The following is a 15,115-nucleotide window of genomic DNA, read 5'->3' as shown; positions in this document are numbered from 1 at the left end:
AAGGACATACACAATAAAAGTAAATTCAAAGGAGACGCTTTTTACAGTTTTTGTACCTGAACAGCCAAATCTTTTCCGGGAATAATCGCTTTATTCCTCATTTTTAAACGATAGTTATATACTGTCTGAAGCGAATAATGAAGAAAATTGGCGATTTTAGAATTATCATCAATACCCAAACGGATAAGGGCATAGATACGCAGTTCGGGCGTTAACAATTCACCTTCTTTTAGCTGTATACGTTCGTCCTCTTTCAATAAAGTATTGAAAGATTCCACAAAATCCGGAAAGATAGACAGGAATATAGTATCAAACTTACTGATGAACAGTTTAAAGTCTTCCGTAGTAGAGGATTGATTATGAAGCATCTTGGAAATATCCGCCATAGAACCGGTATTGACAATTTTCAATAAGCTCTTGCGCTCGGTTTCCTGTTTATAAATATACTCAGAGCAGATATTAAACAACAAGCCAATATATTCTTCCTTAATATGGTTGGATTCTTTAATTTCCTCGTTCATCCGGGTAAGATTCTCCGTCATTTCCTGCAGACGCTGATTCTGTTCCGCCAACGATTGCTTTACCCTCAGCAGTTTACGGTTCTTTTGGCGAAGAACAAAGAAAGCGATAATCAGTGTAATAACGAGAATGGACAAAACTAAAAGAAAAAACAACACCTTGTCCCTGTCAGCTTTTACACGACTATCATTGGCGGCTTTAATAATAGGGAGATATTCAGCTATATCCACGATACGATAACGGGCTTTTCCAAAATTCACATCTTCCAGTGAACAAGAAATATAATTATAAGCTCTTTCGATATCTCCTTCCTGAAAAAGCAAAATTGCCAATTGCTGTAACGACATATACACTTTTTTGGCATTCGTTATATCGGTAATGGAAGCCCGGATAAGATAATGCTTTGCCAACTGTACATCACGTTTGCCCAAATATAATTCCGCCAACAGATATTCCACTCTCGCCTTGTCGGGATCATCATCCGTACAACGTTCATAATATCCGGTCAATATCCGGATAGCCTCATCCCATTCTCCCTGCAGGCTCAGACTGCCGCATTTATTCGTCACATAGCTGGCGGTATTAGGATCGCTGATAGCCACTAATGTATCCTTATAAGCCCTTATCTGCCGCATGAACAACTGCTTCTTGGACACTTCCATTTCATCACTGTAACAGGACAAATAGGTAGTATGATACAAATAATAAAAATAGGTATCCTTTCGCACAGCCTCAGTTCTCTTTACTTTATCCAGAATACCTAATGCATTTTCATGCTTTCCTACTTTATTCAAAGCATCAGCCAGATTCATCAACCCTTGATTAACGTATTCTTCACCCAATCCGTCTGCAAGTTCCAGCCTTTCTTCCGCTATAATCAACGCCGTATCAACCCTAAAGGAACGGTATTTGACAAACAAATCACCCAAAATATCAAACCTCGCTCTATCATCTCCTACATAATCCAACGTCCTGCGAAGCTCCGCAATATCCTTTTCCACCTTTTTCTGATATGTCTCACGCTGCTGAATCATCTTGTCCAGCTTCAAAAGCAAAATATCATCATCCGTTTTATCCCCGGCCGTCAAGCCCGAATAGAAACACAGAAGAAACACTATGAAAGCCGAATATCTGAACATGAGCAAACTGATTTATGCGCGGAAACAAAGATACGATTTTTTACAGCAATTCCCGCATTTTTTTCTTTAATACCGGATGAACTAAATCCGGTGCAATCTCCACCAACGGTTCCATCACGAAACGGCGTTCGTGCATCAAGGGGTGAGGCAGTTTCAGTTCGGGGGTATCCATCACCCGGTCATCATACAAAAGCAAGTCTATATCTATCAGCCGGTCGCTATATACCCCGCCGACAGATTTATGAGTGCGTCCTATCTCACGTTCCATCTCCTGAGTAAGATACAGAACAGACAACGGCGGAAGAAGCGTCTCCACACAAACAGCGGCATTCAAAAATGTATTCTCAGAGGAAAAGCCCCACGGAGCGGTAGCATAAAAAGCGGACAGGGAAATCACTTTCCCTATCCGCTCTTCTATTTTCTGAACGGCGAGACGGAGATTATGCTCCTTATCGCCAAGATTAGTCCCTAAACTAAAGTAAACGTACATCAATAAAAACAGGGATTACCAACCTTTATTTTATTTATCCGTAATCAGCATTGCATCTCCATAAGTACCGAAACGGTAATCCTCTTTCAACGCTACATTATAGGCTTCCATTACCTGCTCATAACCGCCAAAAGCGGCAACAATCATCAACAGGGTGGAAAGCGGCATATGGAAGTTGGACACCATCGCGTTGGCAACCGTAAAGTCGTACGGCGGGAAGATGAACTTATTCGTCCAGCCTTCGTATTCTTTCAAATGGCCGTCTGTGCTGACAGTGCTCTCTATCGCACGCATCACCGTAGTACCTACGGCACATACCTGCCTATTCAAATCCTTGGTGCGATTCACAACCTTTACGGCATCTTCCGTAACAATCATTTGCTCGGAATCCGTTTTATGCTTGGTAAGGTCCTCCACATCGATATCGCGGAAGTTACCCAAACCTGCATGCAGCGTAATATAAGCAAAGTCTATTCCCTTAATCTCCATGCGCTTCATCAACTCGCGGCTGAAATGAAGACTGGCCGTCGGAGCCGTTACGGCACCTTCGTTACGGGCAAAAATGGACTGGAAGCGTTCCGAATCCTCCGGTTCCACCGGACGGTTGATGATACTGTGCGGCAGCGGCGTTTCACCCAATGCGTACAGGGCTTTCTTGAACTCGTCATGCGGCCCGTCATAAAGGAAACGAAGGGTACGTCCGCGCGAGGTAGTATTGTCAATCACCTCGGCCACCATAGAATCGTCTTCGCCGAAATAGAGTTTGTTACCGATACGGATTTTACGGGCAGGATCCACCAACACATCCCATAAACGCAACTCCTCATTCAACTCACGCAACAGAAATACCTCGATACGCGCACCGGTTTTTTCCTTGTTACCGTATAAACGGGCGGGAAACACCTTCGTATCATTAAAGATAAATACATCCTTATCATCGAAATATTCCAAAATATCCTTGAACATACGGTGTTCGATTTCGCCCGTCTTTCTGTGTAATACCATTAAGCGCGACTCATCTCTATACCTTGTAGGATGTAAGGCGATCTTCTCTTCAGGAAGTTTAAATTTAAATTGCGACAGTTTCATATTGCAGTTGATTATCAGACATTTATTATATTTATTCTCTATTCTCGCTCTTTACGCACAATAGTTTGCAAAGATACAAACTGCGGATAGGCGATGTCAAGACATTCATAGTTAATAATAATTAAATGCAGCAAGATAATAATTTGACTCTGAATTATGTACAGTGCCGAAATAAAAACAGTACTATTCCCGGATAAACCTCAAATCATCAAAATTAGCGCTATTTCCTTCTATAGGACCCAGTAAAATAGCAGTAACAATCGCATTCGACCATTCGCCCGTAAATTCCGGATGATTAATTATATCATTATAAATATTTCTTTTAAATACTGTCCATTCAAGCTTAGGTTCATTTTCAGTCAGAGTAATACAAGGGGTATCAGCTTGTGCAGTACCCACCCGATAAAATATATTCTTAGCTTCCCATATCGGCGAAGTTTCTGAAGGTTTCAACAACCGGAAACCGAACCATGTAGCGGACGCCTCATTACTCTTAATTGCTATTTCAAAGTTTTTATATATCTCAATAGGCACCCTGATTGCACTTTTACTTGTACTTGTTATATACAATTTTTCCGGTGTAACCTTTATTGAGGTATTTCCTTTATAAGCATCTTCAGATAGTTCCCAAGTTGAAAGCTTACCATTGTAATAGTTATCTATAGGAAGAGGGATCTCTTCATCAAGTACAATAATTTCCTTCGCACCTTTGGAAAGTGTACTTCCGGAACTATCATATGTAAACTCATAGTCGGGAAATGAACGTGCATAATCTTTAGGAACTTCCGGTAAATCCCTATTACGATTCGTAGTAACTACGAGGCTACCAAACAAGCTGAGTTGCGGAATTATTGCCTGATAAGATCGCCCATTCCGGTTCAAAGGTATTTCCATTTTTCCTTCGGGAGAAATATAATAAGCTTTATGGACTTTCAAACCTTGAGGAAGCTGAAAATCTACTGTTGCAGAAATTGTCTGTGGTTCAAAATTTACTTCCGTCCACTTAAGCTCATCAACACCATAATTAATTAAATTAATCACCAAAGCATCTATCCGACGCGTACGCTTATCTATCCGTTCCTTTGCTTTTATCACGAGCCCTGGGAATTGTTCTTTTACAGATACACGACTTTCCCTGATATCCCTAAATAAGTAAACAGGATTAGAGTAATAGAAATACCCCCCATACGCTTCAGCGAATCTATTCCATTTGGATATTTCAGTCAATACCTCTTTAGGATATTTAGTTGCATGAAATGGAACAGGGTCTGTAAATCCGGCAATTCCATCTACGACCTGAGCTGCAGGATAAGTTCCAGCAGCAAGACAAGTGGCAAACTGATAGCGGATATTAGCTTGTGGCCAACTAGCAGTCAGCTTCATAGCTGTTGGCGGATAGAAATTTGCAAACAATGGCTTATCTGGATATTTGGATTTAGCTTTGTACATTACATCATACATCTGGCTATACCGATCTCCCGTACCCCATGCTTCCGGCCATATTTCCAGAAACTGATGGTCTACTACAGCTGCCGTCATTTCAAAAGGAATATTATTGTTGGCATACGGTAATTGCAATGTAGTAGTGGTTACATCAGGGCGTATCTGTTTTACATGTGTATTCAGCGTATCTGTCAATACAGAGATCTCATGTGAAATATCCCCTTTTCCGCTCAATGCATTACACTCGTATACATCCGGTAATCCATACCAGTCCCATCTCCAACCATCCCAGTTAAATTCCAATTGAGCCATTTCAGCCTGATCCTTTAAATAATCATTAAAATTCCTGAAACTCTTGCCATTAATTGTATATGAGTGATTTATATTCTGATTAATACCCATCAAGTAAAGATAGTTCTCTCCATACATGAAGAAATTCTGGTTTTCAGGATTACGTATGGCCCACTCCGGATGGTTGTGAGCGAAAGCCGGAGAAGAAGCGTATATAGCGTTGTAGCAGATATTACGCCCACCTATCGCCTGAAACTTCCTTATCTTCTCCAACATCTTGGCCTTACTAGTCCATAAACGATCGTCTCCGACATAAGTATTCCAAGAACTACCTATCATTGCATTTTCTTCATGGGCCCGCATCCATGGATGATATTCCAAAGTATTTATTCCTAAAGCCTTCAACGCTTCAATCCATTTATCTACATCTAAAGATTCATCAAATATACAGGTCCATCCATGTCTTAAATTGACTTTTTTACCCAAAGCTTGTTTCGTAGCAAGAGGCAAAACTTGTGGGCGAGAATAGTTGAAATCTGCAATAGTAAATCCTAAGATATCTTTTACCGGACAAGTAATGCTTTGATTTACTTCTCCTTTACCATGAATATTTCCGTATCCTTCCATTTTAGGTTTATCAGGACTAAAATAATTTATATATATTTTATTGTCCTTGGGGCGATATACAGCCATATCGTCATAACCGTCTCCATTAAAATCACCAACAAGAGGAATATCGTACGGCGTACCAAAAATAAGTCCGTCGATTGCATAAGGAGAACTGAAGCTGGGCTTCCCTACCAAGTCCGACAATGAGACAAACCACTGTGAGGTCCCAGGTCTGTATATACAAAGATCGTCCACTCCGTCAGCATTGAAATCTCCCGCCAATACTTTATCACCAACCTGTCCAAAACTACTTCCAGAAATATCGCTAACTCCATCACAAGGAGAATAATCAATGCTCCATTCCAATTTACCATCTCCATTAGAGGTTATTACAGCAATATCTGTTTTACCATCTCCATTAAAGTCACCAACAAGGCACTGCTCTTGAGGAGTACCAAAAACAGTAGTAACAGATTTCTTAAAATCTCCTTGATGAGCTTTTATGAACCAACTCCACTCCAGATTATTTCCCTTTACTTTAACCTCACATAAGTCTAAAAATCCATCACCGTCATAATCAGCAAAGAAAGTCATTTCTTTTTCTGAAAAATTTCTAGGCAAACTTTTATCAATGGATGAATCATTGTTGAAATCAATAAACCATCCTTTTGAAGTACGATATGCTACATCATCATGTGAATAAGCCCATGAAGCAACGAAAAGAAGAATTAGTATATATACACTTCTCATAATTCTATTTAATATTTAGGGTTAATAACCTGAATTTTGAGGTAGCAAATTCGGATTAGCATCGATATCATCAATAGGTACAGGTAATAAAAGATGTTTGGGAAGTGTGAAATTTGTCTTTCCAATACTATGGAAGAAGTTCTTTGCATATTCCCCTTCATCATATCTTATCAGGTCGAACCAACGATGTCCCCCCTCAAAAGCTAGTTCCATACGACGTTCGTGACGTATAATTTCACGGACTTCTGCTTGTTGCCCCGACACGCTTGGTAACCCTGCACGTACCCTGACTCTATTTAATGGACCACCAACGTTGGGAGCAGTTGCAACTGCACAAGCTTCTGCAGTTCTTCCTACTTCATTCAAAGCCTCAGCATACATCAGTAACACATCAGAGTAGCGTAATACAGGAAAATTTAATGGACTGTCCATTGGATTCGTAGTGCCATAATTAGTACACATAAACTTTTTGACATTATATCCGGTTGTTGAAACAGCAGGATCATATATCCAACCTTGATAATCATCCCCTTCAGAAAAAATAGAAACAATTTTTCTTTTATCATTAGGTTCAAAACTTTCAGCAAATTCTGAATAGACATGAAACCAACCAAAATTTCCCCAAGGACCACCTATATTTACAGGTGCCAATGGAGCAAGATACTCATTATGCCATGCCCCTTGTCCAAGTACATCAAATGGTGCATAAGGTGATCCTTTCTCATATTGAACTTCAAATAAACTCTCTGGTCCATTTTCTTTGGTATCATCAAAATTATCTTTATAATTTTCATTCAAAGAATATACATTCGTAGCCATAAGTCGTTCGATAACATCAATAACATCATTATACTGTTTTAATGTTAAATATACTTTAGCTAATAATCCCAATGCCGCCCCACTTGTAGCACGTCCAATATCTTCTCCTGTATATCTTTGAGGTAAATAATCAGATGCATTTTGAAGATCTTGAATAATTACTTGATATACTTCATTTTTATCTGTTCTTGAAACTTTCAGATTATCATTAGCTGTTTGTTGATGCAATATCAATGGGACATTGCCAAAAAGCCTCACCATATTAAAGTAATATAAGGCCCTTAAAAAATGAGCTTCCCCTTTATATTGAGATATTTTATCATCACTAATATTTTTCTTCGAAAGATCAATATTATCAATCACCCAATTAGCACGATTAATGCCCGCCCAAGGGCCACGCCATAATTCTTTAGCTCCATTATTATCTGAATTTGCAATAAAATTAGACAATTGTACCGTTTCTATGCCGTTACCGCCAGCCTCATTTCCGACACGACCTTCTCCTGCTATAATATCCAAAGTCCACATACGCAGATTGTACATATATGACCGCTGTAAAGGTTGATATACAGAATTTATGGCACTCTCAACTTCTTCCGCAGTGCCAGTTGTAAAAAAGTTACCCGTAATAATCTTATCTGTCGGAGATTTCTCCAAATAACTTTCGCATCCTGATAGGGAGACAAAACATATACACAAAATGCTGCAGATGCTATATTTAATCATTGCTTTCATTGTACTCAATTTTAAAAGTTAATATTAACACCAAACATAAAGGTCCTTGCAGGAGGGTAAATCACATAATCATACCCGTTAACACCTACTTCCGGATCTAAACCGGAATATTTAGTAATAGTAAAAAGATTATCAATATTTGCATAAACTTTTACACCTTGCAATGAAAGTGATTTTGTCCATCTCTCCGGCAAACGGTATGCGATATTCAAATTCCTCAATTTCAAGAAAGAGCCATTTTCCACATAGCGATCAGAACGTCTGTTATTATCATTCGGGTCTGCATATATTGCTCTTGGCATACTATAACTTGAGTTTTCGCCAGTCCACCTGTTTGAAGTAGAAGCTAATTGATTGTAAGTAGTTGACATACTTTCGTGTTCACGACGAATTTCATTAAATATTTCGTTGCCATACACAGCTTGCAAGAAGAAGCTGATATCTATATTCTTATAAGAAATACTATTATTTAATCCAGCTGTAAACTTAGGGTGCGGATTTCCTATTATGGTTCTGTCTTTTTCTGTTATAACATCCCCATCAGTAAACTTTTTAAAAGCGATATCACCCGGTGAGGTGTTTGTTTGTGAATTGTGGCTATTCTTATCAGAAGCCCGCATTTCCATGGCAGGACCGGTAAATACATCATCCAAATTTTGGTATATATGGTCTACTGCATATCCATAAAAGACATTAATAGGTTCTCCTTCTCTTAACAATAAAAGATACTCAAATATATCGGAACCTCCTATATTAATTACCTTATTTTTATTAAATGCAATATTAAAACCACTATTCCATTTAAAGTCTTTTGTTTCAAAATTGACAGTATTAATGCTAAACTCCATACCTGTATTCCTTACTTTCCCAATATTTACATAAGGCCAATCCGCCGAATTCAATGAAGAGCCACTGGTCTGCGGTACAGGTACCTGAGTTAACATATCATTCGTATTCTTGAGATAAAAATCAGCGGTAAACGAAATACGATTATTTAAGAATGCCATATCTATTCCTAAGTTATACTGTTCCACACTCTCCCACTTTATATCAGGATTAGACAATTTATCGGGATAAATTAAGCCTACTGTATTTGAAGATGAATTGGATGAACTACCAAAATTGTATTGTCCCAAAGCATCCAGTCTATCTGTATAAATAAAGTTATCTATTAACTGATTTCCTGTCATACCATACCCCGCACGCAATTTCAAGAAACTAAAAACTTTATTGTCTTGCATAAAATCTTCATTCGAAATAGTCCATGCACCTGAAAACGAAGGAAAATAACCATATCTGTTTTTAGGACCGAAACGCGAAGAACCATCAGCCCTTAAGGAAGCAGTCAGAAAGTATTTATTATCATAAGAATAATTTATTCTTCCCAAATAAGACATGATTGCCCAGTCAGAACGATTACCACCTACCGATTCTGCTTCCAATGCATTATCCAATTCAACAGTAGCATCGCTGGAACGCCCGGTACCCGATGCACTCAACCAACGCTTAGTATAATTTTGGAAAGACGTTCCCACCAATGCCGTAATAGCATGTTTATTAAATGTTTTATTAAACGTAAGAGTATTATCCCATACAGTTAGAACCTCATATGCAGAAGAAGTCGTTTGTTTAGTTTCATCTTGCTGGGCATTTCCCCATTTATATTTAGGAATATAACTATCATTATAGTTATATCCGGCTTCAACACCCACTACCGTCTTAAATTGAAGAAAACTTGCAATATCATATTCTCCGGAAACATTTGCAATTCCGCGATATGCATTGGCCGTATTGGTTTGTGTATTCAATATTCCAACAGGATTGATCGCCGAACCATTCAATTCAGAACTCCCTGTCGGGCCTCCATAATTATTGTCTCCATCATAAACCGGAATAGAAGGTAATATTCTCATAGCATTTGCTATTACTGTATAGGCATCTTGGTTATCCCTTTTTTCTCCACTTAACGCAATATTGGTAGTCAGTCTGAACTTAGAACTAATTTCAGAACATAAATTGGATTGAAGAGTAACCTTCTCATATCCTGTACTTTTCAAAATACCATCTTGCTTATAATATCCCAGTGAGGTAGTATGGACAGTTTTATTACCTCCGGAAATAGTAGCTGAAACTTTATGGATAGGAGCCGTCTCGAATATTTGGTTCAACCAGTCAGTTCCATTACCTAATGATGAGGGATTCGCAAAATCAGGATTCAGTTCAAAACCTGCATTTTTCCGCATCTCATTGTGCAGGGCTGCATAATCAGCCGCATTCATCATATCATATTTCTTCGCTATCTTTTGGAAACCATAGCCATAATCTACCGAAACCTGCGTCTTTCCTTTAATACCTTTTTTAGTAGTGACCATAACCACTCCATTAGCACCCCTTGAACCATAAATAGCAGTTGCCGAGGCGTCTTTCAAGACATCGATAGATTGGATATCATTAGAATTTAGGAACCAGATTCCCCCATTAACAGGCATTCCATCTACTACATACAAAGGATCTGCATTATTTATAGTACCGATACCTCTTATTCGTACGGTTACATCTCCACCAGGAGTCCCTGAGTTTTGAACTACCTGAACTCCCGGAAGCTTTCCTGCAATTCCTTCTAATACATTCGAAGATGTGGTTGCCTCAATGTCTTTCCCCTTAAGAGATGAAATAGCACCAGTCAAATCTTCTTTCCTCATGGTACCATATCCTACAACAACCAGCTCTTCCAGCATATTTTCATTTTGTGACAGATGAACATTGATCACCTTTTCATTTTGGACCGTTACTTTCTGAGTAATCATACCAATATAAGAAAAGACGAGAACATCCCCTTTTTTTGCGGGAACCGAATAGGAACCATCTAAACCCGTGATTGTCCCTTTTGTAGAATTTTCAACCGAAACGCTAACACCTATCAATGGTTCTGAAGTCTCCTGTTCGAGAACTTTTCCTGTAATTTCCTGGGCAAGTATATTGCCCAGCATGCTGCATAAAAACAGATAAGTTAAAAAAACTCTTTTCATGGTATTCAAGATTTAATTTATATATGAATTATCTGTACGAATATTATAATCGTACGACGGTTAAGTAGTCAATAAGCCAATCATTAAGGTTTTCTTTATTGAAAGACATGTTATTATCAAATCCCTTCCCTTCCGGGTTAATCTTTAAAGACAATGTATGCTTTCCGGCGGATAGGCTACGCAACACAATATGATTGGATTGTGTCCATTCTTCCCAATCACCATAAGCTTCCAGGATGATTGTTCCACAATCCTTTTCATCCAGAAACAAAGAACGAATTGTACAAAAAGTATTATGAGGTCCATGTCCGTTAGCTCCCGTGAAACGAATCACATAATCACCTGTTTCAGGAATGTCTATTGCTATTGAAAGATTGGCCGGATTAACAGAATAGTCTTTCACATAGCCGTTACCGGAATAACCTTTTTCATCAGTTTTTATAAATACTGTCTCAGTAAAATCCTCTGCCTCATACCGTCTCTCATAAGAAGTATAAAGTACAGGATTGGAAAGATCGGATTCAATTCCTTGTTCGTCAACTGCACATACAGAATAATATCCTGGCTTTTCTTTTTGCAGATTATAAGGAGACTGTACCTCTTTATCCACACCCATACCCTTCAGACGATAAGTTACTCCAGGCTGCATAGTCCAATGAATATATTTATTTTCCAAACGGATGACAGGTTCTATAGGTGACCAGCAATTATGCGGACCTGCAGGCACTCTATTTATCTTTTCATTACTTTCATTCTCTTTAGTCACAGCTATAACTATATCATAAATGCCTTTAGCTCCGGCAGGCAATATATAGGATGTGTTCTTCTTCTTGCCATTTACAATAAGTGATGCAATTTTCGTTCCTTCCCCCTTCACTGTAATATTTAAGACGGCATCACGATACTTAAAATGCTCCAACTTGATTTCAGTTCCTACCCATGCCGGCAATACAGGATTGAAATGTATTCCTTCCATTGTCAGTTCCATTCCGAAAAGTACACGATACACCATGCTGATATAAGAAGCAACCGACCAAAGTTGCCTGTCAGAATTCAATGCAGTGTTACGATCATAGCCTGTGTCGTAAGTTAGGTTTTCTTTGTGGGTTAAAAAAAGAGCCGATTGGCGAATGAGTGATTTCATCAGGTGTTCAGTTACTACAGAATTCCCTGAAGACTTGGCTGCATACATTAGCGGTGTCTGCCAAACCGGCCATATACTTTTATTATGATAGGCAAAATCATCGGGAATACTGGGATATAAAACTGCTGCCCCGTATGCATACATCGGTGAATTTTGTACGACTTTACCAACTTGTTCGGATGAGGCAACTCCTAAAATAGCAGCCAGCCCATTTGACATACAACCTACTCTCTGCGAAGAAACATATCCTAAAATCTCAGGATACAAATAGCATTCGAATAAACCTTTCTCTTCATTCCAGAAATGCTCATTCATTCCCTTTTTCAACTTTTCGCTAACACCACTCCACAGTTCCCGTTCCTCTGCCGGCACTTTAAGGATACTTCCCGCATTGGTAAGAAAGCGATAGAGAAAGAAGTGCAATGCATTCGTACCACAAGAGAAAGACTCTCCTATATTTACATTTGTAAACCAATTGGGATAGGTATGGGTACGCCAATCCATAGAGCAAGTCTCACCTTTGAAGAGGTTCACATTAGAATCAAAAGCAACGTGCAAATCTTTTAATGCAGTATTGCGTAATCCTTCGTAAGCTTCCTGCAGCCATATCTTATCACCCGTCACCAAATAATATTCCCAGGCAGCAATAGCCCACACAACACGATCTGTAGAAATAGGATAAGAGCCACCACTACCCGTATCTTGCAGGGCTTCACTTGGATTCTTTAAAGTCTGTTTTTCCAAAGTACGACGAGATACCTCGGGCATGATCCAAGAATAGGAAAAATAAATACTATATACTGCATCACGTGTCCAGGTATCAGGCCATAAAGCTCCTGCCATATAAGTAGAATCCGTACGAACATCCTGTAACATTTCTTCGAGTGCCATATTATAAAGAGCAGGCACCAGCATATTTCCTTTAGCTGTAAAACGCGGAAATGCAGAAATATCACGTGAAAGTTTCCAGTGGTTGGTTCCATGATAGTTTGACACTATTTCCCCCTCCGACAAGGCTATTGCCTTACGTTCTCCTAAAAACGAAGATTCTATAACCTCATTGGGAGAAAGAACAAACGGTAAACCTGCACTATTTTTCCTAACCGGTGTCCAATGGGCTTTGAACTCTGTATTACGATCTACGGGCAAATAGTAGATTCCCCCATTTTGAGCAACAAGGTACGAATCTTTATCTCCTTCGGAATTACTTAAAGTAAACCATCCACAATTGGTCATGTGATCATGAGTAAAACCTGCATAAGACCAGATAAAAGATTGATCCTGGCTGTCTGACATTGGCATAAGTCGTACATGTCCATTGTCGCCCAATTGTAAATATTCGCCTGTCTGTTTATTACGAATACGGACTGCCTCATTATTCATGGCTTCTATCATCCACAGAAAATTATCATCATAAGGGTCTTTGCCTGTCTTTAGCGTATGCTTATTGGCATACATATATTCATCTGTTCCACGTATATGAAACATCCATTCAGATACTGTTTGTGAAGCTATGGGTATAGTACTTATACAAAACAGTAAAGAGATAAGCATGAGTTTTTTCATATTCTTGCAGTTTATATAATTCAATAAATATCTATTATTTTAGATTGCGCGGCTTGCCGCCTTTCCTCCAGTAATCTTCTATTTTCTCCAATGATATTCCCTTAGTTTCCGGAACATAGAAGTATCCCCATATAAGTGCCAGCAAAGCTATAAGTCCATAGAAACCAAATGCACCGGCAGGATTTCCCACTTGTTCCCCATCAACCATTATTTCAGTACCGGGTATGGTCAAAGCATTCACTATTTTAAAGAAAGTAAAGGATACGATACTATTGAATACCCACACTGAAAGTGAACCTACTGAGGCTCCCAATCCGCGTACTTTCTGTGGAAATACCTCCGAGATTATCAACCAGCCTAACGGACCGATGCTAATAGCAAAGAAGGCCACATACAGGAACATAAAAATAACCGTCAGCCATTGTCCGGCATTACCCAACTCATTGACAAAGACAAAACTTAAAGATAAAGTTATCAAGGATAAAATAATACCGGTAAGCCCTGTGAAATAGAGTTTACGACGTCCCAGCCTATCTACAAAATAGATAGAAACAAGAGTTGCAACCACATTAACAACACCTACACCGACAGCTGCCCAAATAGCAGAAACAGCTCCATCGAAACCAGCCATAAAGAAAATCTTAGGGCTATAATATATCACAGTGTTAATACCTACAAACTGTTGAAAGAACATTATTCCAATAGCTATGAAAAGCGGTGTACGCAATGTAGGCTTTATAAGCTCACTCCATTTTGAAATTTCATTCTTACTTTTTTCTATCTCTTCATTAATAGAATGTGCCACTTCTTCAGCTGCTCCATGCCCTTCAATCTTATTCAAGATAAGCATTGCTTTCTGCTTACGCCCTTTACTCATTAACCATCTGGGACTCTCGGGCATACAGAACATACCTATCAATAAGATAAGAGCCGGAAGTATGCCTGCATAAAACATCGGACGCCAACAAGTTACATCTACTTCATCTGCAAAAAACAGGTCTGATAAATAAGAAACAAGCACTCCTAATGTTACCATCAACTGAAACATTGAAACCAAAGTTCCCCGAATATTGGTTGGTGATATCTCTGCAATATAAAGAGGTACTGCAAATGAAGATACTCCAATGGCTATACCCAGAAAAAGACGTGCCAGAATCAAGTTCGTAGAGTCCGGTGCAATCCCGGACCAAACAGCTCCTATCGCAAATATCACAGCGGAAGCAAGTATCACCTTCTTACGCCCCAAATAATCAGTAACTTTACCGCAAAATAATGCTCCGGCAATAGCACCAACAAGTCCGGCTGTAGTAATAAGTTCAATTACACCGTCATCAATGCCAAAGTCTTTCTGCAGAAAAGGAATGGCTCCTGAAATGACACCAGTATCAAATCCAAATAATAATCCTCCTGTAGCAGCAATAATGGCTATAACGTAAACCAGAACAGGATTTTTATGTTGATTAGTGTTTTTCATTCTCGTAAAGTATTAATA

The 15,115-nt window shown here is 39.0% G+C and carries 8 protein-coding genes; all 8 read right to left on the bottom strand.

The window, feature by feature from the left end; translation table 11 throughout:
• Positions 1–41: 41 nt before the first annotated feature.
• The gene (locus tag BUB52_RS10095; protein ID WP_009122022.1) at positions 42–1,658 is read right to left on the bottom strand and encodes a DUF6377 domain-containing protein; all 1,617 of its coding nucleotides are present in this window, start codon (positions 1,656–1,658) and stop codon (positions 42–44) included.
• A 40-nt stretch (positions 1,659–1,698) separates the two neighbouring features.
• Positions 1,699–2,148, bottom strand: coding sequence for a 2-amino-4-hydroxy-6-hydroxymethyldihydropteridine diphosphokinase (gene folK, locus BUB52_RS10090; RefSeq protein ID WP_009122021.1), 450 nt, complete (start codon positions 2,146–2,148; stop codon positions 1,699–1,701).
• Between the two features lie 30 nt (positions 2,149–2,178).
• On the bottom strand, positions 2,179–3,237 hold the full coding sequence (gene queA, locus BUB52_RS10085) for a tRNA preQ1(34) S-adenosylmethionine ribosyltransferase-isomerase QueA (protein WP_009122020.1): 1,059 nt from the start codon (positions 3,235–3,237) through the stop codon (positions 2,179–2,181).
• A 183-nt stretch (positions 3,238–3,420) separates the two neighbouring features.
• Positions 3,421–6,330: an FG-GAP-like repeat-containing protein gene (locus BUB52_RS10080; protein WP_009122019.1), complete on the bottom strand. Its 2,910-nt coding sequence runs from the start codon at positions 6,328–6,330 to the stop codon at positions 3,421–3,423.
• 21 nt (positions 6,331–6,351) lie between these two features.
• Positions 6,352–7,884 carry a RagB/SusD family nutrient uptake outer membrane protein gene (locus BUB52_RS10075; protein ID WP_009122018.1) on the bottom strand — a complete coding sequence of 511 codons (1,533 nt, stop codon included), beginning with the start codon at positions 7,882–7,884 and terminating at the stop codon, positions 6,352–6,354.
• A gap of 11 nt (positions 7,885–7,895) precedes the next feature.
• On the bottom strand, positions 7,896–10,913 hold the full coding sequence (locus BUB52_RS10070; protein ID WP_039950764.1) for a SusC/RagA family TonB-linked outer membrane protein: 3,018 nt from the start codon (positions 10,911–10,913) through the stop codon (positions 7,896–7,898).
• A gap of 43 nt (positions 10,914–10,956) precedes the next feature.
• The gene (locus BUB52_RS10065; protein WP_009122016.1) at positions 10,957–13,623 is read right to left on the bottom strand and encodes a carbohydrate-binding protein; all 2,667 of its coding nucleotides are present in this window, start codon (positions 13,621–13,623) and stop codon (positions 10,957–10,959) included.
• A gap of 34 nt (positions 13,624–13,657) precedes the next feature.
• Positions 13,658–15,097 (bottom strand): sugar porter family MFS transporter, encoded by a 1,440-nt coding sequence (locus tag BUB52_RS10060; protein WP_009122015.1) that lies wholly within the window; start codon positions 15,095–15,097, stop codon positions 13,658–13,660.
• Between the last annotated feature and the right edge of the window lie 18 nt (positions 15,098–15,115).

This window comes from Bacteroides clarus YIT 12056, assembly GCF_900129655.1.
Classification (GTDB): Bacteria; Bacteroidota; Bacteroidia; order Bacteroidales; family Bacteroidaceae; genus Bacteroides; species Bacteroides clarus.
This window is presented reverse-complemented; position numbering and strand designations above follow the sequence as displayed.

Bases quoted from the DNA above. Each gene is read 5' to 3' on its own strand.
- BUB52_RS10095 (WP_009122022.1), bottom strand. From the start codon at position 1,658: ATGTTCAGATATTCGGCTTTCATAGTGTTTCTTCTGTGTTTCTATTCG.
- folK (WP_009122021.1), bottom strand. From the start codon at position 2,148: ATGTACGTTTACTTTAGTTTAGGGACTAATCTTGGCGATAAGGAGCAT.
- queA (WP_009122020.1), bottom strand. From the start codon at position 3,237: ATGAAACTGTCGCAATTTAAATTTAAACTTCCTGAAGAGAAGATCGCC.
- BUB52_RS10080 (WP_009122019.1), bottom strand. From the start codon at position 6,330: ATGAGAAGTGTATATATACTAATTCTTCTTTTCGTTGCTTCATGGGCT.
- BUB52_RS10075 (WP_009122018.1), bottom strand. From the start codon at position 7,884: ATGAAAGCAATGATTAAATATAGCATCTGCAGCATTTTGTGTATATGT.
- BUB52_RS10070 (WP_039950764.1), bottom strand. From the start codon at position 10,913: ATGAAAAGAGTTTTTTTAACTTATCTGTTTTTATGCAGCATGCTGGGC.
- BUB52_RS10065 (WP_009122016.1), bottom strand. From the start codon at position 13,623: ATGAAAAAACTCATGCTTATCTCTTTACTGTTTTGTATAAGTACTATA.
- BUB52_RS10060 (WP_009122015.1), bottom strand. From the start codon at position 15,097: ATGAAAAACACTAATCAACATAAAAATCCTGTTCTGGTTTACGTTATA.